Genomic DNA, 26,348 nt, shown 5'->3' with positions numbered 1-26,348 from the left:
GGCCAAGATTTACAGTATTGAAGTTGGTGAAATTTACCAACAGTTGGTAAAAACCATCATAGCATAACGGTATGCAACAACAACAAAATGCGTAAGCTGTTGTTTAATATAGACAATAAAAGTTGGCACGCTACTTGTTATATGTAAAGGGAGACACAAGGTGAATCACCACCTTGTCGAGTTTTAATAGGAAAAAAGAGGAGTTCCGTTATGGGTATTTTTTCTCGTTTTGCAGATATCGTTAACTCAAACATCAGTGCATTGCTAGACAAGGCGGAAGATCCTGAAAAAATGATCCGCCTTATCATCCAAGAAATGGAAGACACACTTGTAGAAGTGCGTACTAACTCGGCGAAAGCGATTGCAGACAAAAAAGAGTTGGCTCGCAAAGTCGAAGCACTAGAAGAGCAAATCACTGAGTGGGGCCAAAAAGCAAGCCTAGCACTCGTGAAAGAGCGTGAAGATTTGGCGCGTGCTGCTCTGATTGAAAAGCAAAAGCTAGAGCAAGTGATTAAAGGTCTTCACACTGAACAAACACTTGTAGAAGAAACGATCGAGAAGCTAACAGGCGAAATCGGTAAGTTAGAAGCAAAAATCACGGAAACTCGTGCGAAGCAACAAGCGCTAGCAATTCGTAACCAAACGGCATCTAACCGTCGTGATGTACAAAAGCAGCTACATGCAGGTCGCACAAATGAAGCGATGGCAAAGTTTGAGCAATACTCTCGTAAGATTGACGAGATGGAAGCAGAAGCAGACCTATACGCGAAAACAGGCAATGCAAAGTCACTAGACCAAGAGTTTGCAGAACTACAAGCACAAGACGAAATTGAAAAAGAGTTGGCAAAACTGAAAGAACAGATGTCATCGAACGATAAATAAGAAAGGAGCCATTTATGTCGACATTTTTTATTACTGGACCATTGATTGTCTTTTTAATCTTTGTCGCTCCACTATGGCTCTTTTTACACTATCGCAGCAAACGCAAAGCAGATAGTGCACTGTCGAGCCAAGATCTTGAGCGCCTTCAGGTACTGTCTGAAAAAGCGGAAGCGATGCAGTCTCGAGTTGAAACATTGGAGCGTATCCTAGACTCAGAATCCCCAACGTGGAGACGAAAGTATGATTAAACGAGAACTGTATCGTGACCCAGTAAATGGCAAGATCTCCGGTGTGTGTGCCGGAGTCGCAAACTACTTTGGCGCGGAAGTTTGGTTGATTCGTATCGTTGTGATTTCCGCTGCTTTGTTGGGCGGTACTTTCCTAGTCTTGTTGGCCTATATTGCGATGACCTTCATGCTAGAAAAGCAACCGGTGACTTACACTGAAAACATTAAATCTCGTCAAGAGCACACGCTGAAAAGTAAGCCTTGGCAGAAAGGACAAAGCCCAGATCAGCTGTTAAGTGTATTAGAGAGCGACTTTAATCGTCTTGATGGCAAAATCCGTAATATGGAAGCGTATGTCACTTCTGATACTTATCGCGTAAACAGAGAGTTTAATAATCTCTAGTGATTAGTTACTGAATTATTGATAAAGCAGGCTACGGCCTGCTTTATTTTTGTCTCAAATTGCTATTTTTAAAGAATTTTTTTGCTCTGATGCTCTAGAAGAACGCCCCAAATTCATCTACTTTAAAAGGAATGGATCTTAAATGGATGAATTAACATGAGAAAAGCGCTCATTCCAATCGCTGTCATGACGGTTCTCTCAGGATGTGGAAAAGAGCTACCACCAGTCCCTGAACCCGAATCTCGGCCCGCCAAACTCTTCACGGTCTCTGTAGGCAATGCTCAGTTTGAAAGACATTTTCCTGCCACCACAGAAGCCGGCGACCGAGCAGTACTCGCATTCCGAGTGCCAGGTTTACTTCAATCAATAGAAGTGAATGCTGGACAAATGGTTAACAAAGGCGATGTACTTGCCGTACTCAACCCTGACGAGTACTCACTCCTAGAAAAACAAGCTCGCGCGAATTACACCTTAGCCGATGTTCAATACGAACGTTCTAAAAAGCTTCGTAAAGAGCAAGTGGTGTCCGAGCAAGATTTCGACGCAGCAAAAGCCAATCACAACTCGGCAAAAGCACAGTGGAATCAGGCTAAAGCGAACCTGAGATACACTAAACTTGTTGCCCCTTATGACGGCACAATTTCTTATCTTCCTGCTGAAAATCATGAATACGTGGCGGCCAAAGAAGGCGTCATGAACATTCAAACCAATCAAGTGATGAAAGTGCTGTTCCAGCTACCAGACCACTTGCTGAGTAAATTTACTCAAGGAGCCAATGCGCACGCGACGATGACGTTTGATGCGTTTCCTGAGCAGTCGTTTGATCTGACTTTCCAAGAAATTGATACTGAAGCGGACCCAAAAACCGGCAGTTATAAAGTCACCATGGTAATGGCACGCCCTGAGGGGGTAGGTATCTTGCCTGGTATGTCTGGGAACGTACATTTAGTGTCTGAAAATGCGGGCGCAACAAGAATCCCGAGTTCAGCGATCTTCACTGAAGATGGTAAGACGTGCGTTTGGAGAGTCACTGACCAAGGCATTGTCGAAAAAGCGTCTGTCACTCTAAATGAGAAACAACAAATTGAGGCGGGCTTGGATGATGGTGACCAAATCATCGTATCTGGCGTGAATGTCATTGAGCCGGGTATTAAGGTTCGTGAGTGGGTGAAGGAGCGAGGATTGTAATATGAAAGGAGTCTTAGCTTTAACCACTCTATGTTCGGCGATGTTACTTGCTGGCTGTGGTGATAAAGGGCCGGAAAGAGAATTAGAAACCCCTCGTGTTCGCGTTGCTTCCTTGGAAGGAAAAAAGGTTGATGACAACTTGTATTTCCCCGCTGTAGCGAACGCTGCTGATCGTTCACATCTGAGTTTCCGTGTAGCGGGAGAGGTAAGTCGCGTATTAGTCAAAGAAGGCGATAAGGTTATTAAAGGTGACGTGATTGCCACGCTAGATCCAACCGATTACCAACTGGATGTCGATAACGCATCGGCGCGTTTTTCTGTTGTAGACAGTCAATATCGCCGTTCTGCGCCTCTAGTGAAAAAAGGCTTACTGGCAAAATCTCAATTTGATGAAATTGCAGCACAACGCCAAATTGCACTAGCAGAGCTGGAGCTTGCAAAACTACGCTTGTCATTTACGGAGCTGAAAGCGCCAGTTGACGGCATCATCTCTCGCGTAAACGTCGACCAGTTTGAGAACATTCAAGTTGGTCAATACATTGTGAACATTCACAGTGTGGACCGCGTTGAGGTTCTGATTCAGCTCCCAGACCGTTTGTATGTGAACCAGCCTCCGACAGAGGAGCTTTTATCGGGTATCAATGCTGTGGTTCGTGTACCGAGTGGTAACGAATATAAAGCGCACATCAAAGAGTTTACAACACAGCCTGATCCAGACACTGGCACCTTTACTGTGACGCTGTCGCTGCCAATGCCTGAAGATGAATACATCCTTGACGGTATGGCGGTGGATGTAACATCAAAAGATGAGAAAACAGGTCTCGATCTCAATATCGGCATCAACGTGCCAATTGAGGCGATCTTCAATGCTGATGGTGATGATCTGAGTCGCGAGAACAAGTTTGTTTGGGTCTTGAATGACGACAATACGGTGACTCGTAAGCAAGTCCGCGCTGGCAAAGCGTCGCAGACCTCGGTACAGATTCTCGATGGCTTAGAGCTTGACGACAAAGTGGTTGTCGCTGGTGTTTCCCGATTAAGAGATGGCATGAAAGTGGAAGTGGTTAAGCAGGAGGCAACTCAATGAGTGAACAAAACAAAGTTGCGCCTCAAAAAGATGATGATGAAAACGTAACGGGTATCGCGGCGTACTTCATTCGTAACCGTGTAATCAGTTGGATGGTATCGCTGATCTTCTTGATTGGTGGTGTCTCCGCGTTCTTTGGTTTAGGTCGCCTAGAAGATCCGGCCTTTACGATCAAAGATGCAATGGTAGTGACTTCTTACCCTGGAGCAACCCCACAACAGGTTGAGGAAGAGGTGACTTATCCACTGGAAAAAGCCATCCAGCAGCTCACTTATGTGGATGAAGTTAACTCGATTTCTAGCCGTGGTTTATCACAAATCACCGTGACCATGAAAAACAACTATGGTCCAGATGACTTGCCGCAAATATGGGATGAGTTACGCCGTAAGGTCAACGATCTAAAAGGCTCATTACCGCCGGGTGTGAACGAACCGTCGGTCATTGATGACTTTGGTGATGTATATGGGATCTTGCTTGCGGTCACTGGTGATGGCTACAGCTATAAAGAACTGCTCGACTATGTTGACTATTTGAGGCGTGAGCTTGAACTGGTTGATGGGGTGAGCAAGGTTTCGGTTTCAGGCCAACAACAAGAACAAGTCTTCATTGAAATCTCGATGAAGAAGCTAAGCAGTCTTGGTCTTTCTCCAAATACCGTCTTTAACTTACTGTCGACCCAAAACGTCGTTTCTGACGCCGGTGCGATAAGAATTGGTGACGAGTACATCCGCATTCAACCAACTGGTGAGTTCCAAAGTGTTGATGAGCTTGGCGATCTATTGTTGACCGAGTCGGGTGCACAAGGGCTTATCTTCTTGAAAGACGTTGCCGAAATTAAACGTGGCTACGTCGATGTCCCAACCAACATCATCAACTATAACGGCCAATTGGCGCTGAACTTGGGTGTTTCCTTTGCTCAGGGTGTGAACGTTGTTGAAGTGGGCAAAGCATTTGACCGTCGTGTTGCAGAGCTGAAGTACCAGCAACCCGTTGGCGTTCAGATTTCAGAGATCTACAACCAACCGAAAGAAGTGGACAAGTCGGTTAGTGGTTTCGTTATCAGCTTGGCACAAGCGGTTGGTATCGTAATCGTTGTTCTACTCTTCTTTATGGGTTTGCGCTCTGGTTTGCTGATTGGTTTGATCTTGTTGTTGACTGTATTAGGTACCTTCATTTTCATGAAGTACTTAGCCATCGACTTGCAGCGTATTTCACTTGGTGCCTTGGTTATTGCTCTAGGTATGCTGGTGGATAACGCCATCGTGGTCGTGGAAGGGATATTGATAGGTACCCAAAAAGGGCGAACGAGACTGCAAGCTGCAACAGACATTGTCACGCAAACCAAGTGGCCACTATTGGGTGCGACGGTTATCGCGGTAACTGCATTTGCACCGATCGGTTTGTCTGAAGACTCGACGGGTGAGTACTGTGGTACCTTGTTTACGGTACTGCTTATCTCGCTAATGCTGAGTTGGTTCACTGCAATCTCGCTAACGCCATTCTTTGCGGACATCTTCTTCAAAGGCCAGAAAATTAAGAGTGGTGAAGGCGAAGACAATGACCCATACAATGGCATTGTGTTTGTCATGTACAAGAAGTTCTTGAGCTTCTGTATGCGCCGCGCATGGTTCACTGTTGTTGTGTTGGTTGCGGGACTGGCGGCAAGTGTCTACGGGTTTACCTACGTTAAACAAGCCTTCTTCCCATCTTCAACCACGCCTATTTTCCAATTGGATGTGTGGCTGCCTGAAGGGACAGATATTCGAGCGACGAATGACACGCTGAAAGAGCTGGAAGGTTGGCTCGCTGAGCAAGATCACGTTGATCACATTACCACAACGGCTGGTAAAGGCTTGCAGCGTTTCATGCTGACTTATGCGCCAGAGAAAAGCTACGCAGCTTACGGTGAGATCACCACGCGTGTTGAGAACTATGAAGCCTTAGCGCCATTAATGGATCGCTTTAGAGAGCACATCAAAACCAACTACCCAGAAATTAACTACAAGCTAAAGCAAATTGAATTGGGTCCTGGTGGCGGTGCGAAGATCGAAGCGCGTATCATTGGTTCTGATCCTACTGTGCTTCGTACTATCGCAGCGCAAGTGATGGACGTAATGTACGCTGATCCTGGTGCGACTAACATCCGTCATGACTGGCGTGAACGTACACAAGTGCTAGAGCCTCAATTTAACGAGAGCCAAGCTCGTCGTTACGGCATCACCAAGTCTGACGTTGATGATTTCCTATCTATGTCGTTCTCGGGCATGACGATCGGTCTGTACCGCGATGGCACTACACTAATGCCAATCGTTGCGCGACTACCTGAAGATGAGCGTATCGACATTCGTAACATCGAAGGCATGAAGATTTGGAGCCCTGCGCAGAGCGAGTTTATCCCGCTACAGCAAGTAACTATGGGTTATGACATGCGCTGGGAAGACCCAATTATCGTTCGTAAGAACCGTAAGCGCATGCTAACGGTGATGGCAGATCCGGATATCTTAGGTGAAGAGACGGCAGCAACACTGCAAAAACGTCTGCAGCCAGCGATTGAAGCCATCGAAATGCCACCGGGTTACTCGCTAGAGTGGGGTGGAGAATATGAATCATCAGGCGATGCCAAGGCGTCATTGTTTACGACGATGCCGATGGGCTACCTGTTCATGTTCTTGATTACTATCTTCTTGTTTAACTCAATCAAAGAGCCACTGATTGTTTGGCTAACGGTGCCTCTGGCATTGATCGGTGTAACAACCGGTCTACTCGCCTTGAATACACCGTTTGGCTTTATGGCATTGCTAGGTTTCTTGAGCTTATCAGGTATGGTGCTGAAAAATGGTATCGTACTGCTTGATCAGATTGAGATTGAAATGAAGTCGGGTAAAGAAGCGTACGACGCAGTTGTGGATGCCGCGGTCAGTCGTGTTCGCCCTGTATGTATGGCAGCAATCACGACGATTCTAGGTATGATTCCACTACTACCGGATATCTTCTTTAAACCGATGGCCGTAACCATCATGTTTGGTTTGGGTTTTGCGACCGTACTGACACTAATTGTCGTTCCAGTGTTGTATCGTCTATTCCACAGGGTAGCAGTACCAAAATAACGACTGAGTTTAAGTAACATTCTAAAGCGCCTCTGGCTAACGTCAGGGGCGTTTTTATAAGGATTGAATATGGAACAAAATACGTGTGCATGGGCGATGAACCATCCACTTGAGCGTGAATATCATGATGCAGAGTGGGGCGTACCCGTTTATGACGATAACGTGTTGTTTGAGTTCATCACGTTAGAAGGCGCGCAAGCCGGTTTAAGTTGGATTACGATTTTGAAAAAGCGAGAAGGCTATCGCCAAGCATTCGAAAACTATGACTTAGATAAGCTCATTCAACGTGATGAAGTACGTACTGAGTTTATCGTTGAAAATTTCGACGTGGTTAAGCACCGTGGCAAAATTAACTCGGTATTTAGCAACGCTAAAGCGGCAAAGCAACTAATCGAAGAATACGGCAGCCTATCTAATGCTCTATGGCAGTTTGTTGATGGCAAACCTATAGTGAATCATTGGACAGACATGAGCCAAGTGCCAGTCTCTACGGAGCAGTCCAAAGCGATGAGCAAATTCCTTAAAAAGAAAGGATTTAAGTTCGTGGGCGAGACGATTTGCTATGCTTTCATGCAAGCAGTAGGCATGGTCGATGACCACATTGTTGGTTGCCCGAAAAAAACCAACTGATCGGTCTTGCTTATTGAATAGCGAATGTTGAAGGAGACTGGCATTGGCGAAAGTGTATTGTCTAGAGAGACTTAGCACCAAGTAAAGCCAGTTACCTTTTAAACATTAATGGGGCTGTATCCAAAGCTTGGAAAAGTTACACCAACCAATCGTATTGATTTCAACTCCTGCCACTCTGGAAGGAATCGTTAAGGTTAAATCTTCCGTCGCTAAAATCGATAAAATGTTTTGCTCTGCTAGTTCATGAAGCAAAGTATTGAGCAAGGCTTCTCTTTCCTCAGAACAAGAAGCGTATCGAGCTAGGTTGAGTACTTCTTCTAAACGGCTTTGTTGGCGCCAAGTCATACATTGTTGCCAATAAGGGTAGAGTTTGAAAAAAGCGAACAAGCTGGTGCTTTGATCCCCCTCCAATCGAATCCCACCTAGGGTGATATCTTGATTCGAGATAGCGCGCCCATATTCAACTTGATGTGACTTATTTTGGCCAGAAGATGAAGGTAACGCTGCTTGAAGCTTCGCAGAAAACTGTCGGCTTTCATTATTGTCTTCGTAACTAAAACTGATCGGGAATGGCAAAGCTAAACTGCATTTGTTATCACGACTCATTAGGGTAGAAAAGCCTTGTTTGATTGAGTCAGTTTGCAGCTCTTTATGATTAATAAGCACATAGAAGTGGCCGATGTTTTGTGTGCTGACTTGGTAATTCTCCTCTCCTGATTCAAGAAAAAAGAAGTTTTCTGCGCATTTCTTATCCTGCTTCCACTCTTCATGGATCCAAATTTCAATGTGTTTTGTTAATGCAGTTTGTCCACAGTAGTGTTCATTTCGGTTGAGTCTCAAAACCTTATCTGAATTGATATCGACAGAAAATGGGCCAGAACCAATGGGTTGGAACGCCAACTTTTCACTGTGAACAAAACGACTAGGAAGGATAGAAGTTTCGGCTCGACTCAATAATGACGGAAGTAATGGATCGGGTTCACTAAGGTTGATTTCAATGCAATAAGGTGTCACCGCAGAGATGGCATCAATGTGGTCATACAAACCACGCCAATAATGGGAGTTCACTAGTGCATTTAAGCTAGTTACCACGTCTTCAGCGGTCACATTCGTCTTGTCATGAAACATCGCACTGCTGCTTAAATGAAAGCGCCAGCAAGTGTGGGAGTACGAACTAGACCAATAGTGTGCGAGATTGGGGTGAATGGCGCTTCCATCGTGGCTTACTAAGGTCTGAAATACTTCGTGGATTAAGTGGCGTTCAGTACGTCCCATCGCAAAGTGGGGATGAAGCCAATTCAGTTTACGATGAAAGGGTGCATATATGGTGTTTTCGCTGTTGTGGGCGGTATGAGCCAAGTATCGTTTTAAGTTGGAGGCGACACTTCGGTCATGGAAACCAACAAGCTGGTGGGCGAGATCATATCGCTCTTGGCCAATTGCGTGGTCAACGGCCTGATAGCAAGCGGTGACTGGTTCTTGTAAGCAAACTAATTCACCTTTCTGACCGCGTCCTTTCATAGGAGTCCATGTCAGCCATTTATACTCGCCCATTTGTTTCAATAGCGTGCGAGCGTGACGATCACTGCAATGGAAAGCATCCGCAATCTCGCCAATGTGAATATGGGTTTTTCCCGGACCTACTTTCTTGAATAGATCCTCATACAATTCCAGCTTACGTTTATTCATTGTTTTTATCGTTGTTCTTTTTGATCTTCCGGATGCGCACTGCCATTGTCTGATACGAGGGAGAGGGCTTCTTCGCTAAATTGGGTTGTATCAAAGACCTCGTCTAAACGTTGGATTCTCTCGGCAGGCGTTAAATAGAACATCTTAGCCAAGAGCCCACGCTTCATCTCGTAATTATGGCTGGTTTGAATAAAGTTTACGATATAACGGAATGCGCTCATTGTTTAGTACCTCTTTGCTTTGGGAACAAACAGGCTAAGTGACGAGATAAAAATAAAACCGGAACAGATTTTTAGTCTGTTCCGGTTTTATAGGATGGAGCACTCAAATTGTCTGTATGCGAAGGGAGTAGAGCGAGTGACTCTCACTAATAAATTGCACCTGACTCCTTGTTTTATCTTTGTTCGCTATCATGAATTCTTTCTAATGCTTCGATGCGACGCCACTGTTTTTCTTCAAAACTCTGTTCTCTTAGTCCGGCAATTTCTAATTTCTTTTCTTCCTCGCCGAGAAAATCGTTGTTCAAGATTTCCGCTCGCTTCTTTAAATAGTCATCGAGCGAGGTATTGAAAGCCGCTCGTTTGTCATCCAGCGCTTGGAGGCGCTGAGCACCTTCTTCACCGACTAAATCAACACGAGTCAAATACTTCTCTTGTGCGTCCATCCCTGAGGCTTGATTAAGCTGCAAGACCAGTGCGTTATTGCGCTCACTTTGTTGAATGTACTCAGGTTGTGCAGCGAGGGTTTCTTCTAGCATTTGTTGATGAGTATTCGCATCTAACTTGGCTGCTTGAATAGCAAGCTTATCAATTGCTAGTTGGCGTAGCCTGTTTTCTTCATCGAACAGTTGGGCAATTTGCTCGTCAGTAAAAAACGTTCTTTGCATCGCTAGGATCGCATCATCGAGCCGCTTTAATTCTTGTAATGATAATGACCCCCCTTCGAAAGGTTCCAGCTTAGAGAGCGCTTCTTTGTAAGCGAGATAAGTGTCGAACAACTCAGAACTGATGCCGAGGGCGTTTTTCTGCAACTCACCAGCATTCACAGTCGCTTTTATCACTTCAAGGTCTTGCTCTCCCAAACTGCTTAAAGAGTACTCGAAGAAGTCTTTCTGAGAGGATAGGTCAACAGTGGTGTCTTGTTGTGATTTCGCCTTTATTAGGTGCGATGATTGAGGTTGGTACAGGTAAGCCGCTCCTACACTAACCAGTGATACAACGGACAATGTGATAAGAGCGACTTTTTTCATGATGGCTTCCTTATTATAAACCCTGTAGTTTCAGGCGATTAGCATGCTGGCGATATAACGTCACAGGGTCAGTCTCGAAGAGGTGGTGGATACCAAGCAGTCCGTTGATTTCATCCAGATGATTCATCTTGTAATCATCACGAATAACTTTGCCGAGGTGAGTGCTACATGCATCGACAAGACCGTCGTTGGGCCCATCAAATGCCAAGCCTAAAACCACCATTGCACCGTCAGTTGGGTCAAATAGGTTGGTAAAGTTCGAAGAGCCTGTCCATGAATAGTAATACACGCCATTCGATGCCAATAAGTCGCCGTCTCCACATGCACTGGTTGGAATACCTTCAGGATAATATTGGTTGAACTCAAGTGAGCCCTCAGTGGTGAGTGCGGCTAAAGAAGCAAGCGGATCTTGGTCAAGATCGGAACCACCAGACAGTAGGTTTATCAAGGTTACGAGCCCTTCAGCCAACTTTACTGCTACGCCTTCACTGATGGAGCCTTCTGGAACGGTGTTTCTTACGATGTCCGCCACTTTTGAGCCTTTGTTTACACCACCAATGCTAGTAACGGATGCCACTAAATCGGGACGTATTGAAGCAACGTAGCGTGTTGTCGGGCCGCCATGGCTATGCCCAATCAAGTTCACTTTTTCCGCACCTGTTGCGGCAAGTAGTGTTTCAACTTGAGCAAGAAGCTGCTCTCCACGTGCCTCGCTGCTGTTGGTCGCAGATACTTGCGCGACATAAACCGTTGCACCATCTTTGGTCAGAGAGTGTGGGATGCCATAAAAGTAATCCACTCCGGCGAGAGTATCGAAGCCAAACAGTCCATGAACGAGGACAATGGGGTATTTGGTTTCTGTGTAACCACTGGCGTTGGCAGATGCAAAGGGTAAGGTGCTTAAAACGAAAAGCATTGTTGTTATGAATTTGAGTTTCAAAACTATCTCCTTGTGGTATGACCTCTTGTCAATTTTATAAATTAGAAGATAAGTTTTGAGGATGAGAAGTTCATTTGTAGCACATTTTCTTGTTCTGTGATTACTCAAAAGAAAATCAACAGATTCAATGAACATTAAACTGGTGAATAATAGAATGTTAGTTAATTCTAATTGAGACAATGACTTAGTTGAATGATGGCAGAGGGAAGAAAAATAGCCTCGAAGTGCGAGGCTATTTGATAGATATTCTGAATGCTTACAAAGAGGCTTCTTTTTCGAGTACGAGTGCGTTGTATCGTGCGAAGCCGGCTTCTAGGTCAGCAATTAAGTCTTCGACATCCTCGAGTCCGATGTGAAGACGTACCAGTGTGCCCTCGAAATTTGGATTCGCTACTGTGCGCAAGCTATTAAAGCTCTTTGGCTCGTTAGCTAAAATCAAACTCTCATAGCCACCCCATGAATAACCCATGCTGAAGTGTTTCATGCCATCCAACAATGCTGTAGTTGCTTTCGGGTACGAGTTTTTCAAGACGAACGAGAACAGGCCGTTACCACCGGTGAAGTCACGTTTAAAGAATTCATGGCCAGGGCAGCTCTCTAAAGCTGGGTGGCGAACGTGATCGACCTCGGGACGATTTTCCAGCCATTGCGCTACTTTTAGGCTGTTTTCTGCATGCTGACGTAGACGCACATCAAGAGTACGAATACCGCGCAGGCCAAGGTATGCATCGTCAGGAGAAACACATTGACCCATCAGGTAGCTTTGCTCACGTAATTGGTCCCAGTATTTCTCAGAAGCAACCGCTGTTCCCAACATCACATCAGAGTGACCAACAATGTACTTGGTTGCTGCTTGAATAGAGATATCGACGCCGTGGTCAAATGGGGAGAAGTTCACACCTGCGCCCCAAGTATTATCAAGCATAACGATGATTTCACGCTCATGGGCGATGCTTGCCATCGTCGGTACGTCCATCACTTCCATTGTGATTGAACCAGGAGACTCTAAGAAAAGGATTTTGGTATTCGGTTGAATAAGATCACGAATACCCTCACCAATCATAGGATCAAAGTAAGTCGTTTCGACGCCCATCTTCTTCATGATGGTGTCGCAGAAATCGCGGGTCGGTTCGTAACAGGTATCGACCATTAGGATGTGATCGCCCGTCTCAACAAAAGACAGGATCGCATTAGAAATCGCAGCTGTGCCACACGGGTAAAGTGCGCAGCCCGCACCGCCTTCGACTTCAACCATGGCATCTTGAAAGGCAAAGTGCGTGTTTGTGCCGCGACGCCCGTAGAACAGAGTTTTGTTAGTGCGATTGATCATCGCTTGGTTTTTTTCTGCAACGGTATCAAACACGATGGTGGAAGCTCGCTGAACTGGTGGGTTAACCACACCGTTAGTCCACTTCTTGTCACGACCAGCGGTGACGAGTTTGGTTTTTTTGCCTTCTGACATAAAAATTCCCTGTCTAAATTACGATTTTCAATATTTAAAACATGGAGCAAGGGTGGTTTGCAAGGGAAAAATAGAAATGAAACGACTTGTCCGAGCATCACTCGAAAAACAGTGGTATGGGGCGTAAAAAATAAAACCGACAGCATGAATCTGTCGGTTTTATTGAGATTTAGCGGCTTTATCTTATTTATTACAGTAATGGGTTAAATAGATAGAAAACGCGCTCTAAAAAGCGAGAAAAGATACTGCGCTTTGCCCATTCATCTTTGTCGACCGTATGTGACTGTTGGACGTAAGCATCTTGTAGTGATGACATTTGTTTGGTGAACTCTTCATCATCTACCGCAAGCGTCACTTCAAAGTTCAGCCATAAACTGCGCATATCCATGTTTACCGTGCCAACCAAACAAAATTGCTCATCAATAACGACGGACTTAGTGTGCAGCAAGCCACCATAGAACTCATAGATTTTCACACCCGCTGCCATCAGCTCACTGTAGAAGGCTCGTGATGCCCATTGCACCATCATGGAGTCGTTTTTATGAGGGATGATAAGCTCTACATCAATGCCTCGTTGTGCGGTCATCTTCAATGTTTCAAGTAGGTCAGAGCTTGGAACAAAGTAAGGTGTTGTGATCCTCACAGATCGATTCGCTTGATTGATTGCCAAGGTTAACACTTGGTAAATCAAGTACTCCGGCATACCCGGACCTGACGGCACGACTTGAATCGGGTGTTGAAATTCATCATTATCGACTCGGCATTCAGGGTGAGTCGGTAGCTGACGCTCGCCAGTTTCTACTTCCCAATCCCAACAGTGGATAGCACTCAATACGTTCACTGTCGGGCCAGTAATGCGCACCATGATATCAATCCACTGACCGACGCCGCTGCTTTGTTTAAAGAAAGCAGGATCGACCAAGTTCATTGAACCTGTGTAGGCGATCTCATCATCAATCACGATGATCTTGCGGTGCTGACGCAAATCAAGACGGCGTAGAAAGATACGCCACATTTTTACTTCTAATGCTTGCACCACATCGATGCCCGCATCCTTCATCATCTTGTACCAAGGACTGCGGAAGAAGCGCGGGCTACCGGCTGAGTCGAGCAGCAGCTTAACATCCACGCCACGCTTCGCCGCTTGAATCAATGCAGAAGCAACAGAGTCGGCTAAGCCGCCCGGATGCCAAATGTAGAACACCATGCGGATGCTGTGTTGTGCATTTTCGATGTCTTTAATAATGGAGTGAAGGATTTCATCCGGTGACTGTTGAAGCGAAAGCGTGTTGCCACTCAGAGCTGGAAGGCCCAAACGGTTGTTACACAATTCATCAATGCGGTAGATATGACGCCCCATTGCTTCTGGAACATGTGCGTTACAATCATTTAACTGAGTGAACCATTGTTGGAACGGTGTGAACATCACTTTGGCCCGTTCTGCACGTTTTCGGCCAAGGTTAAGCTCACCAAATAAGAAATAACAGGCAACACCTAGCACTGGCAGGATGTAGATGATCATCAGCCATGCGAGGGAGACGCTAACAGCACGACGCTTTAAAACGACGCGAATAGTAACACCAGCAACGAGAAACCAGTAAAGCCCGATGCCAGCGAGGGTGATAAAGTGATAGAACTTGTCCATATACGCCAAAAGTAATAAGCCCAATATGGATATTAAGCGCAAATGCCGGAACGGGAAACTATTTTCATAATCCTAGGGCAGAACGACTTTGTAATGTGAAATGAATTTTATAACGGGGGTTTGTGTTACTGATGTGTGAAAAGTTGGACGAAACATTAACTTTTGCACAAAAAAGCAGCATTTAGCGTGAACAATAATACATTTGTGCGATAAATGTGCTGATCGGGGTTCCAATTTTAAATTGAAACTGCTTTACTGACCATACATAGAGCGTCACACAAACATCTTATAAAGTGTACATTAATATTTACACGAACATATTCTAGACGCCTATCTCTATGCAAACACAACAAAATACTTTGGAGAAAAAGCGTGGCTACAAATACAGCAGCACCACGTGATACGTGGGGGTCTAAACTAGGCTTCGTAATGGCAGCAGCGGGTTCCGCTGTCGGTTTAGGCAATATATGGAAATTCCCTTACACAGCGGGTGAGAGCGGCGGCGGTGCGCTGAGAGATCCCCTCATAATTTCCCCAAAACGTAACCATGTGTGAATAGATTTTGAGTAAGCAGGGTTGCAGCCACGAGTGAGTCTTCCCTTGTTATTGTGTAGCCAGAATGCCGCAAAACTTCCATGCCTAAGCGAACTGTTGAGAGTACGTTTCGATTTCTGACTGTGTTAGCCTGGAAGTGCTTGTCCCAACCTTGTTTCTGAGCATGAACGCCCGCAAGCCAACATGTTAGTTGAAGCATCAGGGCGATTAGCAGCATGATATCAAAACGCTCTGAGCTGCTCGTTCGGCTATGGCGTAGGCCTAGTCCGTAGGCAGGACTTTTCAAGTCTCGGAAGGTTTCTTCAATCTGCATTCGCTTCGAATAGATATTAACAAGTTGTTTGGGTGTTCGAATTTCAACAGGTAAGTTAGTTGCTAGAATCCATGGCTCCTTTGCCGACGCTGAGTAGATTTTAGGTGACGGGTGGTGACAATGAGTCCGTGTCGAGCGCTGATTTTTTCGGCCTTTAGAGCGAGATTTATACAATAGAATTTGGCATGAGATTGGATTGCTTTTAGTCAGCCTCTTATAGCCTAAAGTCTTTGAGTGACTAGATGACATATCATGTAAGTTGCTGATAGGTTTCCAGTTTTCCGCTCCTAGGTCTGCATATTGTACTTTTCCTCTTACTCGACTTAACCAGTACCAACCCAGCTTCTCAACGGATTTATACCATGGCACTTTAAAGCCAGCATCACTGACAATGAGCGGTGTGGTGTTACTCGGTAGAATGCTCGCAAGGTCGGCTAGAAATTGGTCATGAGCTTTCTTTGAACATTGCTCTGAAAGCGGGAACGCTTTCTCATAAAGAGTAACAGAACGACCGTGTAGTGCGACTGAAGCTCGCAATACCATAAGCCGTTTTTGCTCACGGATATCAGACCAGTCAACAAGTACAATGGGCATCGTATTGCCCGAACAGATAAAGCTAGCATGCCAACGGTATACAGCGAGTCGCTCTTTGTGGAGGTGACGATTACCTAACAATCGGTCGATTCGTTTGATGTTATGTTTTGTTCTCGCTTTGGTTGGCAGGTTACGGCCAAGTTCGGTAAGAGTGAGAGTTTTACAGTCAAGTAAGGCGTGGCAAGCCAACGTTAAGCTGTTGAGTCGTTTTAAGTGTAATTCGGGGCAGAATTGGTAAAGAGAGTCGTGTAAAATATCGAGTTCGCACATTTTGTTGTCTGATTATTGATTTTTGGCGAAACCATTTGATCATATGACAAGATGTGTATCTACCTTAACTTAATGATTTTGATAAAAATCATTAGGGGATTCATCAGGGCGGTGCGTTCGTTGCAATCTACCTTTTGTTTGTTATTTTTATCGGCTTTAGCGTAATGCTTACTGAATTCGCTATTGGTCGTAAGACAGGTCTTTCAGCAGTAGGTGCTTTCAAATCGACTGATCGTCGTTGGACATTTACTGGTGTTATCGGCGTACTGAGTGGTCTACTTATCATGGGTTTCTACCCTGTAGTAGGTGGCTGGGCGCTAGCGTACATCTTTAAAGTAGGTGGTGGTCTACTAAGTACTCCTGAAGCGATTGGTGACAGCTTCGGCGGCTTCATTTCTGATCCAGTTCAACCGCTACTGTGGATGGGTGTTTACCTATTCCTTAACATCGTTATCGTAATGAAGGGTATTTCCGGCGGTATCGAGAAAGCGGGTAAAATCCTGATGCCTCTTCTATTCCTTATCCTGATCGTTGTATCGGTGAAAGGTCTGATGCTACCGGGTGCGATGGCAGGTCTTGAGTTCCTATTCATGCCAGACTTCTCGAAAGTAGACAGCAATGTTGTTCTAGCTGCGCTAGGCCAAGCATTCTTCTCACTATCTCTTGGTATGGGTTGTATGATGACGTACGGTTCTTACCTTAAGAAGAAAGAGAACCTAGTTCAGACTACAGGTATGGTTACTGCGATGGATACCGGTGTTGCTATCCTTGCAGGTGTTGCAATGTTCCCGGCAATGTTCGCATTCGGTATGGAACCAGCAGCAGGTCCAGGTCTAGTATTCGTTGTTGTACCTCAGCTGTTTGCTGAAATGGGTGGCGTAATTGGTCTTCTATTTGCTCTGATGTTCTTCATCGGTCTAACAGTAGCGGCACTGACGTCTTCAGTATCTCTATTGGAAGTTGTGGTTTCTTACCTAATCGATGAGAAAGGCCTGAAGCGTTCAACAGCAGTACTTTCTGCAAGTGTCGTAATGGCATCACTATGTGTGTTTGCATCACTATCGCTTGGCGGTGTTGGTCCAACACTATTCGGTACAGGTGCATTCGACATCTTCGACCTACTAACAGATAAGATCTTCCTAGCGGTTGGCGGTATGTTGGTATGTATCTTCGCAGGCTGGCGTCTAAACCGTGCTGACCTTGAGAAAGAGATTACTAACGACGGTAAAGTATCTTTCCCACTATTTGGTCTTTGGTACAACCTAGTGAAATACGTAATCCCAGTTGCTATCGCTATCGTAGCCTTCATGGGTATCAAGTCTGGTTTCGACAGCGGTAAGGGCGAAATCATGCTACTAGGTATCGGCATCATTGCTCTAGCGGGTATCTTCTCTAAGAAGCTATAAGCGAACAGCAATCAGCTAAATTCGAAAATTAATAAGCGGGAGTCTTCATAGACTCCCGCTTTTTTATATTCATTATTTATAGGATTGATGGAATTAATATCAATAATGCGTATTAATTGTGAGATAGCTCGCAGGGTGAGGTGGATCACAAAAGTTTGTACTCAAGTTGCATAAGTTCGTTCCGATAACCCTTACAAAGCATGTGTAAATATGTGGATTAACTAAGTTAGAAATAAGAAATCAGAGTAAGGAAGGTTATTAGTGACAATGTCTGTTCGTAAAAAACTGTACGCGAGTTTTGGTGCCATTTTGGCAATCATGCTAGTGATGATCGGGATTATCATGCTAGAGGTATTAAACTCGCACGAAGTGGCTGACGAGGTGAGAACGGACGACGTTCCTGAAACAGTGCAGTATCTTATTTTGATCGATGAAGCTGGCGATGTTTATCGCGATGCGTTAGGCAGTATCGTTGGTGTTGCAGGGGCCCAAGCTGAGTATCAAGTTAATAAAAAGGAGTTTTCTGCCGCTATTGCCGAAGTTAAACGCTTAGAAACGGTGGGTGGTGAAGATTACCGTAACGTTGAAAAAGCCGAGCGTTACATGAGTAACTTTACCCGTGACTTTGAATCACAAGTTCTGACCAACCTTGGTTTGGAAAATGTTGAGGAGAACGTTGCTCGTCTTCGCTCACTTTATGATGCGAATCTAGCACCACTTGAATCCATTCTGGATGCCGCATCACTCGATGGTCGCCAAAGCACCAGTGAGGCATTACTCGATCTTTCTGATTCGTTTAACAGTATTGAGCTGACGATTTCTGTGTTGGGTTCGATTGCTTTGATTGCAACAGGTGTGATTGCGTACTTGTTGTCGAACTCAATCACCAACCGTTTGAGTAAGTTAGATGGATTAGCACAGCGCGTTGCAGAAGGTGATTTAACCGTCGATCCGATTAAGGATAAATCGGGTGATGAGCTGGCTAACCTAGCGACGTCACTAAATAAGATGCAGGCGTCTTTGACCAGCCTTATTGGTTCGATTTCTCTCGTGTCAGAAGAAGTGAAATCTGTTACCGGTGAGCTTTCCGTTGTGAGCCAAGATATTGTGTCTGGTGCTAGCAGCCAATCTGATAAAGCAAACTTGATTGCGACAGCCGCAGAAGAGCTGAGCTTGACCATTTCCCAAGTTGCCGAGCAAGGTGCTGCGACGTTTGAAGAAGCACGCAAGTCGGAATCAACCGCTGAACAAGGTCGCACCGTGATTGTAGAGATGGTGGAAAGCATTCAACAGGTATCTCAGCAGATGTCGGATATGTCGGTGCAGATGAACAGTCTAGGCTCTCATGGTGAGAAGATCGGCGCGGTTATCAAAGTGATTGAAGATATCGCAGAGCAGACGAACCTGCTGGCATTGAACGCGGCAATCGAAGCGGCACGTGCAGGTGAGTTTGGTCGTGGCTTTGCTGTGGTTGCAGATGAAGTGCGCGCTCTGGCTGAACGCACAACAAAGGCAACACAAGAAGTTGGTGAGATCATCCAAGCGATTCAAGTCGGTACTCAAGAGGCAGTAACTTACACCGAAGATGGCTGTCGTTTGGTTGAAATTGGTGTGAGTCAAAGCTCGGGGGCAGTGAACTCACTGGAAGAAATCGTTTCGGGTGCGGCGCATGTCCAAAGCATGGTCAATTCAATCGCGACGGCGGCGGAAGAGCAAACCGCAGTGACGAAAGAAATTGCTGCGGATATTACCTCGATCAGCGATATCTCAAACCGTTCATTACAATTGGCCAATGATAGCTCGCAAAGCGTAGAAGGTCTGAATCGTAAAGTTCAAGAACTGGAAGCGCTGGTGGGCAAGTTTAAGCTCGCCTAATTGCTTAGAATCGGTATACTTCTGGCTCCAAACGTGGAGCCAGTTTTTTATGTTCGACATTCTACACACCCATCCAGATTTTCTGATCATCAATAAACATCCCAACGTCTCAGTACACAAGGACGATGGAGATACCATGTTGCTGCAAGAAGTAGCAAAACAAAGTGGTGATGAGCAGTTGTATCTTATCCACCGCCTCGACAAAATGACGTCTGGAATTTTGCTTTTGGGTCGCAACGCAAAAGCAGCAAGTGCGTTGTCGCAAGCATTTGCAGATCGTGAAGTCGAGAAGTTCTATCTTGCGATTGGTTCGAAAAAGCCTAAGAAGAAGCAAGGGTTGGTAGTGGGTGACATGGAACGCTCTCGTCGTTCTTCATGGAAACTGGTCAACAGCAAAACGAATCCAGCGATTACCCAATTCTTCTCCCTCGCTGCAGAGCCGGGAGAGCGCCTGTTTTTATGTAAGCCGCACACTGGCAAAACGCACCAAATTCGCGTGGCATTGAAATCAGTCGGCTCGGGTATTGTTGGCGATCCTATTTATAACGCAGGCAATGAAGCTGACCGTGGCTACTTGCATGCATTTTCGTTGTGTTTCCCGTATCAAGATGAAACACATTGCTTTGTTTGCGATCCACGTGAACACAAAGCACTTGGCAGTAAATGGCACAATGAAACGGTATCCCAAGGTATCGACACTTGGCTCTCTCCGTGGGAACTAAACTGGCCTACGATTAAATAACCATCACAAAGAAAACGAATAAGAGAATTCGATGCAAGCATCACAACTTCCGCTGTTTTTTCAGCATCTAGAAGCCGAGCTAACACAAGCTCCCAATGAAATCCGCCGACTGTTTCACGGTCGTGGCCGCCGCTTCGAAGGTTTAGAGCAAATTACGTGTGATTGGTTACAAGGTCAGTTGATCATCAATCTATTTAAAGAAGTGGATGAGTCGTTTCTGAGCGGATTAAAAGCAGGATTAAACACGCTTTCTGATTCTGCTCTGTGGGCAGAGAAACAAGGTCGCACTATCGTGATTCAGCACCGTTACGCTGACGGTGCGCCTTCTGAAATCCTATTGGGTGAGCTAGATGCTCGACCTGTGGTTGAAGAAAGTGGCTTGAAGTACCAGCTAGACATCGGTCGTAACCAGAACTTTGGTTTGTTCCTTGATATGCGCTACGGTCGTGATTGGGTTCGTGAAAACGCGAAGCACAAAAACGTACTTAACTTGTTTGCTTACACTTGTGGCTTCTCTGTGGCGGCTATTGCTGGTGGCGCAGATAAAGTGGTTAACGTGGATATGGCTAAAGCCTCGCTGTCTAAGGGTCGTGAGAACCATAAGCTGAATGGTCATAACATCAATCAAGTGAGCTTTATGGGGCACGATATTTTTAAATCGTGGGGCAAGATTAAGAAAGCGGGTCAGTACGATGTGATCATCATTGATCCGCCGTCATTCCAGAAAGGCAGTTTCGCGTTAACCAAAGACTACAAAAAGATTCTACGCCGTTTGCCAGATTTGTTGGCAGAAGGTGGTCAGGTGTTAGCGTGTGTTAACTCTCCATCGGTGACCAGCGATTTCTTGATTGAAAGCATGAAGGAAGAAGCGCCACAGCTAACATTCCGTGAGCGTTTGGATAACCCACCAGAGTTTATGGATGTAGATAGCGAAGCTGCACTCAAGGTTCTGCTGTTTAGCTGAGTTTAAAGCGAGGTTCCCAGCTCAGTCGTTTTTCCTTATAGAGAATCTCTATCAAATGCTTCGCGTCTTGGTAGAATTACAGTCTGCGATAAACAAAAAGCGCCGAGCACGGCGCTTTTTTAATGTTTGTATCAACCGCTTTAACCAATCTGAATTTCAAGATCGGATTCAATCGTCGAAGAGCAGGCAAGTACATAGCCTTGCTCAATTTCTTCCGGTGTCAGTGTTTCAAGGCTGGTTGAAGATACGCTGCCTTTGCGGACCTTACACTTACAAGAACCACAAATGCCGCTCCGGCAAGCCACGATTAGTGGTAATGCAGCACCTTCCAACACATCAGCAAGGACTTGGCCTTTTTGCGCATCGATCGTTTGAGCAAAGTCTGGCACTGACACACTGGCCGTTTCTTCCGACACTTCAGCTTCTTCACTGGCTGCTGGTGTAAAGCTTTCTTGAAAGAAGTTTGCCATATCAAAACCAAGTCCACTTAGGTAGCTTTGGACATCAAGCATAAACTGATTTGGACCGCATAGATAAACCGTGCGCTGTTTAAAGTCTGGCACCAGTTCTTTTAACCACTGGGCATTCAAACGACCTTCTGGGTAAAGCGTTTCACCGCGGTTTTTCAGTAGCAATTTCAGTTTGAAATCTGAATAAACTGAATGGTAGGTCTCTAATAAATCAAAGTAGATGGTTTCAGGCTGACTGCGAGCAATGTGCAGGAACTCAATATCAACTCCAGCGTCGCTATCTAGCCATTCTTTTGCCATCGCGAATACAGGTGTAATGCCGCAACCCGCACTAATGAGCAGGGCTTTCTTTCTGCCATTAACCGCCATTGGTGGATGATCGATGCAGTTGAAATCACCCGTAGGGGGAAGAGCTTGAACCGTATCGCCAATGAGAAGCTTATCGATGATGTAGTTGGAGACCTTACCGCCTTCGACACGCTTGATCGTCAGTTGCAAGCAGTCGTCACCGGAAAGAGAGCTGAGTGAGTAAGCACGAAACTCCATCTTGCCATCGATTTCAACACCAAGGTTGATGAACTGACCCGCTTTAAACTCAAACAAGAGCGATTCTGACAGGTCTGCCAACTTGAGGCTCACTGCATCAGCAGTTTCATGGTATTTGTCTACACAGCGTAACGTGACAGGTTGACTGCCTTGCCATTCAAAAAACATAACAATCTCTTTGGTTGTCGAGTACTCAATAGATAAAAGCGCCCCCAATTAAGGAGGCGCGTGTTAAGCAAGGTGATTACGCTGCTAGGATGGTTTTAAGATCATCCTGAACATTACCAATGCTACGCATATCGAATTTCTCTTGGATAATCGCAATCAAGTTTGGCGTCAGGAATGCAGGCGCTGTTGGACCCGTGTAAATGCCTTTCACACCAAGAGCGAATAGCGTAAGTAGGATCACAATCGCTTTTTGCTCGAACCAAGACAGAACAAGCGTTAGAGGTAGCTCGTTGATATCGCAATCGAATTCTTTCGCAAGTGCCAGTGCAAGCTGGATTGCTGAGTACGCATCGTTACATTGGCCCACATCCAATAGGCGAGGGATGCCGTTGATGTCGCCAAATGTGTTTTTGTTGAAGCGGTATTTACCACAAGCCAGCGTTAGGATTAGCGTATCTTCTGGTGCTTCTGCAGTGAAGTCGGTGTAGTAGCTACGCTCTGCTTTATCGCCATCACAACCACCTACGAGGAAGAAGTGTTTGATGTTGCCTTGCTTCACTTGATCGATAACGGCAGGTGCTGCGTTCATTAGTGCGTCACGACCGAAGCCAACCGTGATGTTGTGTTCTATTTCGTCATGCTGGAAGCCTTCTTGCGCTAATGCACATTCAACGACTTGGCTAAAATCATCACCTTCTAGGTGAGCGACACCCGGCCAACCAACAATGCTACGAGTGAATAGGCGGTCTGCGTATTGGCCAACGTTCGGGTTCAATAGGCAGTTTGAGGTCATCACAATCGCGCCAGGGAAGTTAGCGAACTCTTTTTGTTGGTTCTGCCACGCGCTACCGTAGTTACCCACTAGGTGAGGGTATTTCTTCAGCTCTGGGTAACCGTGTGCAGGCAGCATTTCACCGTTGGTGTAAACGTTAATGCCTTTGCCTTCAGTCTGTTGCAGGATTTTCTCTAGGTCGTGAAGGTCATGACCAGAAACAAGAATACATTTGCCTTTCACTGGCTTAACGTTAACAGTGGTTGGCTCTGGGTGACCGAACGTTGCTGTTTCACCATGATCCAGCATTTCCATCACTTTGTAGTTCATAAGACCGATGCGCATTGAGCAGTCTAATAGCTCGCCTAGATCTTCTGGGTCAGTACCTAACCAAGCCATGATTTCGTGGTATTCGGCGAAGATATCATTGTTGGTTTGCTCAAGTACACGTGCGTGCTCCATGTACGCAGCAGCACCTTTTAAGCCGTACAGGCAAAGTAGGCGCAGGCCGATAACGTCTTCGTGTACTTGGTCTTTACCACGGTTTACCGCTACTTGAGGAGCAAATGCTAGGATTTCTTCTGCACTGTTTGGCAGCTCGAAGTTCGCAACGTTAGGTACGTTCAATACGACTTCGTCAGCAAGAGTTGCGGCAGACATTACTTGGTCTTTTAGCAGTGCTTTGTATGTTGCTGCTTGAGAAGTTAGCTCAAGGATACGCTCAGGATCGAAGTTTACGTTAGTCAACGTAGAGAAGAATGCTCTTGGAGCCCATTGGTTGATTTCATCATTGATGATGTTGAATTCAAGCGCGCGTGCTGCCCAAAAAGAAACCCCTTGCAGAGTGTAAACCAACACGTCTTGTAGATCGGATACCTCTGAAGTTTTGCCACACATACCTTGTGCGAAAGAACAGCCTTTTACAGCAGGGGTTTGGATTGTCTGTTCACATTGAATACAGAACATATTGGGTTCTCCAGTGATTGTAGTAATAGTCGTTTTGTTTTTCCTTATAGAGCAGAATACGTGCCAATTATTATCTTATTGATTTTAAATGGTTTTGTTGTATTTGAAGTGCGTGGCTGATGTGATTGTGACAACGCGAATGATGTGCAAATGACAACGAAAATACAGATGTGATGAGAAAAGCAACGCGCGAGAAACGCTTTAACAATCGAAAGTGGAAGTACTTGTTAAGCAGGAGAAAAGTTAGTGTGGTTTTTTAAAGACAAAAGATTCCCAATCGCGTTTCTTTACAGAATTTCGGAATTCCTTGGTGTTATTGAAGAAAATAAGGAAATAGGTGATCCGGATGAGTCTGAGCAAACCACCCGGAATGGTTGAGTAGAGTGAGTTGGTGAGGGAAGTAAATCGGAGTGTTATTTGCTAATGCCGAGCTTTTTACCCATGCGATACAAGTTGCCTCGATCCATTTGTAAAAACTCCGCTGCTTTTGCCCAAACACCGCCAGTTTGGCTCAAAGCGTGTTCAATCAAGTCTCGTTGATAACTCTCTACTAACTCGCGCATTGGCTGACTCTCTTTCGGCAAGTAATGCGATGTGTTTTTTACATCATCCAATGCCAATGAAGTATCAAAGTGATTGAGCATGATGGTGCTCGCGCCTTGTTGAATGGCATGTAACGCAGCTCGCGTTAAGGTGTGTTCAAGTTCTCGAACGTTACCATACCAAGGCAGAGATTCTAGTTGAGTTAGTACCTTAGGGTGAACGTGAAGGTTTGGTGCGTTAAATTGCTGGCGTACTTTTTCTAACAAATATCCCGCAAGAACTGGAATGTCGCCATCACGTGCACGCAGTGGTGGCACTTTGATTGGGAATACATTTAAGCGATGGAACAAATCCGCACGGAATGTGCCATCTTCCACTTCTTTTTCTAACTGTCGGTTGGTGGCTGCGATGATGCGCACGTTAACCATCAAATGCTGATCGCTACCTACACGTTGCAACTCACCTTGTTGGATAACTCGCAGCAGTTTTGCCTGTAAAATCAATGGCAATTCACCTACTTCATCTAAGAAGATTGTACCGCCATCAGCCAATTCGAACTTACCTGCACGATGACTATTGGCTCCGGTAAAAGCGCCCTTCACGTGGCCAAACAGTTCGCTCTCCGCCAGACCCTCGGGTAGAGCGGCACAGTTTACGTAGATCATCGGTTTATCATTGCGATGAGATTGAGCATGGACGGAGTGAGCAACAAGCTCTTTACCCGTTCCCGTTTCTCCTGTTACCAATACTGCGTAATCCGATTGAGCAACGGTCGCAATGTTGTTTCGTAATTGATTGATTTGTGGGCTTAAGCCAACCATGTCACCGTGTTGTGAGCGTGCCTGTTGGATCAGGGTTTGCGTGACGCTCTTTTGCTTCTGGTTCTGCGCTTTAAGGGCTTTTAATTGTGCAATGTTGCGCAGTGTCGCCGCCGTTAGTGCTGCGAACGTCTCGATTGCGACTGGGTCGATATGGTCAAACGCGCCAACCGCTAGTGCATCCATGGTTAATGCGCCGACAAGCTGCCCCTCAACGTACAAGCTAAAGCCCATGCAGTCATGGACGTCAATGCATTGATCTTCGGTTAACAGTGTTCCATCAAATGGATCGGGCAGGGCACAATCTGCGTCGAAGCGAACAGGCTCGCGACTACGAATGATGGCATCCAAACGCGGGTGAGCTTTAGGAAAGTAACGGCGACCGAGTACTGAGCTCGACAAACCTTTTACTGCGACTGGCGTTAGGAAGCCATCTTCATCAAAGATAAACAGACAGCTCGCATCGCAAGGGAAGACTTGCGCCACCCCGTCTATCAGGTTTTGGTATTGCTGCTCATGAGAGCGATTTGAGCTCAGATTGAGTGCGATATTGAGAAGTACGTGGTCGACAGTAGGAGTCATAACAAGCCCAGAGTTATCTTGAATGGACTCATGCTAGCAACTTGATGTCATTTGAACATCGAAAGGTGTGAGAGATTGATGTTCCATTGACGACGATCAAGTGACATAACAGAACTGTGATACAAACAAGTGCAACTGATTGCGCTTAAGAGCTAGGAATGAGGGATTCAGCCTTCGCAAATAATATTCTCCGAAATTGAATTTTTCCGTTGACCTTAAGTTAACTTGAGCTTTTATCCTCCACCTGTAATACAC

At 45.6% G+C, this 26,348-nt stretch carries 21 protein-coding genes and 1 pseudogene; 12 read left to right on the top strand and 10 right to left on the bottom strand.

From position 1 onward, the window contains the following. Nucleotides 1-210: 210 nt before the first annotated feature. The 7 genes from pspA (at nucleotide 211) to KJB05_RS11325 (ending at nucleotide 7,524) form a co-directional block, all read left to right on the top strand. Nucleotides 211-882, top strand: a complete 672-nt coding sequence (gene pspA, locus KJB05_RS11355) for a phage shock protein PspA (protein ID WP_005425704.1) — start codon at nucleotides 211-213, stop codon at nucleotides 880-882. A 14-nt stretch (nucleotides 883-896) separates the two neighbouring features. Further along, complete coding sequence (gene pspB, locus KJB05_RS11350; protein ID WP_005425720.1) at nucleotides 897-1,130, top strand: envelope stress response membrane protein PspB; 234 nt, start codon at nucleotides 897-899, stop codon at nucleotides 1,128-1,130. Further along, entirely contained in the window at nucleotides 1,123-1,512 is a 390-nt protein-coding gene (gene pspC, locus KJB05_RS11345) for an envelope stress response membrane protein PspC (RefSeq protein ID WP_005425740.1), read from the top strand. The genes pspB and pspC overlap by 8 nt, the downstream gene beginning before the upstream one ends. A gap of 156 nt (nucleotides 1,513-1,668) precedes the next feature. After that, nucleotides 1,669-2,700, top strand: coding sequence for an efflux RND transporter periplasmic adaptor subunit (locus tag KJB05_RS11340; RefSeq protein WP_045368575.1), 1,032 nt, complete (start codon nucleotides 1,669-1,671; stop codon nucleotides 2,698-2,700). A 1-nt stretch (nucleotide 2,701) separates the two neighbouring features. Then, entirely contained in the window at nucleotides 2,702-3,787 is a 1,086-nt protein-coding gene (locus tag KJB05_RS11335) for an efflux RND transporter periplasmic adaptor subunit (protein ID WP_208446189.1), read from the top strand. Further along, nucleotides 3,784-6,894 (top strand): efflux RND transporter permease subunit, encoded by a 3,111-nt coding sequence (gene vmeI / locus KJB05_RS11330; RefSeq protein WP_208446188.1) that lies wholly within the window; start codon nucleotides 3,784-3,786, stop codon nucleotides 6,892-6,894. Before KJB05_RS11335 ends, vmeI begins: the two co-directional genes overlap by 4 nt. 69 nt (nucleotides 6,895-6,963) lie before the next feature. Further along, a complete protein-coding gene (locus tag KJB05_RS11325; protein ID WP_208446187.1) occupies nucleotides 6,964-7,524 on the top strand; it encodes a DNA-3-methyladenine glycosylase I in 561 nt (186 codons plus the stop codon). A 105-nt stretch (nucleotides 7,525-7,629) separates the two neighbouring features. On the opposite strand, the gene KJB05_RS11320 is transcribed toward KJB05_RS11325, so the two are convergent. From KJB05_RS11320 to cls, 6 genes are all read right to left on the bottom strand, one after another. Continuing rightward, nucleotides 7,630-9,213: an SgrR family transcriptional regulator gene (locus KJB05_RS11320; RefSeq protein WP_208446186.1), complete on the bottom strand. Its 1,584-nt coding sequence runs from the start codon at nucleotides 9,211-9,213 to the stop codon at nucleotides 7,630-7,632. 5 nt (nucleotides 9,214-9,218) lie between these two features. Next, entirely contained in the window at nucleotides 9,219-9,434 is a 216-nt protein-coding gene (locus KJB05_RS11315) for a hypothetical protein (RefSeq protein WP_208446185.1), read from the bottom strand. A 173-nt stretch (nucleotides 9,435-9,607) separates the two neighbouring features. Continuing rightward, entirely contained in the window at nucleotides 9,608-10,462 is an 855-nt protein-coding gene (locus KJB05_RS11310) for a lipase secretion chaperone (RefSeq protein ID WP_208446184.1), read from the bottom strand. Between the two features lie 13 nt (nucleotides 10,463-10,475). Then, the gene (locus tag KJB05_RS11305; RefSeq protein WP_038889487.1) at nucleotides 10,476-11,378 is read right to left on the bottom strand and encodes a triacylglycerol lipase; all 903 of its coding nucleotides are present in this window, start codon (nucleotides 11,376-11,378) and stop codon (nucleotides 10,476-10,478) included. A 280-nt stretch (nucleotides 11,379-11,658) separates the two neighbouring features. After that, the gene (locus tag KJB05_RS11300) at nucleotides 11,659-12,864 is read right to left on the bottom strand and encodes a cystathionine beta-lyase (protein ID WP_208446183.1); all 1,206 of its coding nucleotides are present in this window, start codon (nucleotides 12,862-12,864) and stop codon (nucleotides 11,659-11,661) included. Between the two features lie 190 nt (nucleotides 12,865-13,054). After that, nucleotides 13,055-14,509, bottom strand: coding sequence for a cardiolipin synthase (gene cls / locus KJB05_RS11295; protein ID WP_038889485.1), 1,455 nt, complete (start codon nucleotides 14,507-14,509; stop codon nucleotides 13,055-13,057). A gap of 372 nt (nucleotides 14,510-14,881) precedes the next feature. Here cls and KJB05_RS11290 point away from each other — a divergent pair, with 372 nt between their 5' ends. After that, entirely contained in the window at nucleotides 14,882-15,064 is a 183-nt protein-coding gene (locus tag KJB05_RS11290; protein ID WP_244868306.1) for a hypothetical protein, read from the top strand. On the opposite strand, the gene KJB05_RS11285 is transcribed toward KJB05_RS11290, so the two are convergent. Continuing rightward, nucleotides 15,033-16,241, bottom strand: coding sequence for an IS4-like element ISVsa5 family transposase (locus KJB05_RS11285; RefSeq protein ID WP_001352368.1), 1,209 nt, complete (start codon nucleotides 16,239-16,241; stop codon nucleotides 15,033-15,035). The genes KJB05_RS11290 and KJB05_RS11285 overlap by 32 nt on opposite strands. A 107-nt stretch (nucleotides 16,242-16,348) precedes the next feature. On the opposite strand from KJB05_RS11285, the pseudogene KJB05_RS11280 reads away from it, so the two are divergent. The 4 genes and pseudogenes from KJB05_RS11280 to KJB05_RS11265 form a co-directional block, all read left to right on the top strand. After that, nucleotides 16,349-17,647, top strand: a pseudogene (locus KJB05_RS11280) (sodium-dependent transporter); the annotation flags it as partial. Between the two features lie 261 nt (nucleotides 17,648-17,908). Continuing rightward, nucleotides 17,909-19,522, top strand: a complete 1,614-nt coding sequence (locus KJB05_RS11275; protein WP_208445466.1) for a methyl-accepting chemotaxis protein — start codon at nucleotides 17,909-17,911, stop codon at nucleotides 19,520-19,522. A gap of 49 nt (nucleotides 19,523-19,571) precedes the next feature. Further along, complete coding sequence (locus KJB05_RS11270; protein ID WP_032802679.1) at nucleotides 19,572-20,264, top strand: TIGR01621 family pseudouridine synthase; 693 nt, start codon at nucleotides 19,572-19,574, stop codon at nucleotides 20,262-20,264. A gap of 31 nt (nucleotides 20,265-20,295) precedes the next feature. Further along, entirely contained in the window at nucleotides 20,296-21,228 is a 933-nt protein-coding gene (locus tag KJB05_RS11265) for a class I SAM-dependent methyltransferase (RefSeq protein ID WP_208445467.1), read from the top strand. A gap of 140 nt (nucleotides 21,229-21,368) precedes the next feature. Here KJB05_RS11265 and KJB05_RS11260 read toward each other — a convergent pair whose 3' ends face one another. From KJB05_RS11260 to norR, 3 genes are all read right to left on the bottom strand, one after another. After that, nucleotides 21,369-22,412, bottom strand: a complete 1,044-nt coding sequence (locus KJB05_RS11260; RefSeq protein WP_208445468.1) for a hybrid-cluster NAD(P)-dependent oxidoreductase — start codon at nucleotides 22,410-22,412, stop codon at nucleotides 21,369-21,371. Between the two features lie 76 nt (nucleotides 22,413-22,488). Beyond that, a complete protein-coding gene (gene hcp, locus KJB05_RS11255) occupies nucleotides 22,489-24,150 on the bottom strand; it encodes a hydroxylamine reductase (protein WP_208445469.1) in 1,662 nt (553 codons plus the stop codon). A 413-nt stretch (nucleotides 24,151-24,563) separates the two neighbouring features. Next, nucleotides 24,564-26,093: a nitric oxide reductase transcriptional regulator NorR gene (norR, locus tag KJB05_RS11250; protein WP_208445470.1), complete on the bottom strand. Its 1,530-nt coding sequence runs from the start codon at nucleotides 26,091-26,093 to the stop codon at nucleotides 24,564-24,566. Between the last annotated feature and the right edge of the window lie 255 nt (nucleotides 26,094-26,348).

The sequence above is a fragment of the Vibrio sp. B1ASS3 genome, from assembly GCF_905175355.1.
In the GTDB taxonomy this organism is placed as follows: domain Bacteria; phylum Pseudomonadota; class Gammaproteobacteria; order Enterobacterales; family Vibrionaceae; genus Vibrio; species Vibrio owensii.
Note: the sequence above shows the minus strand (reverse complement) of the source record. Positions and strands in the feature narration are given on the sequence as shown.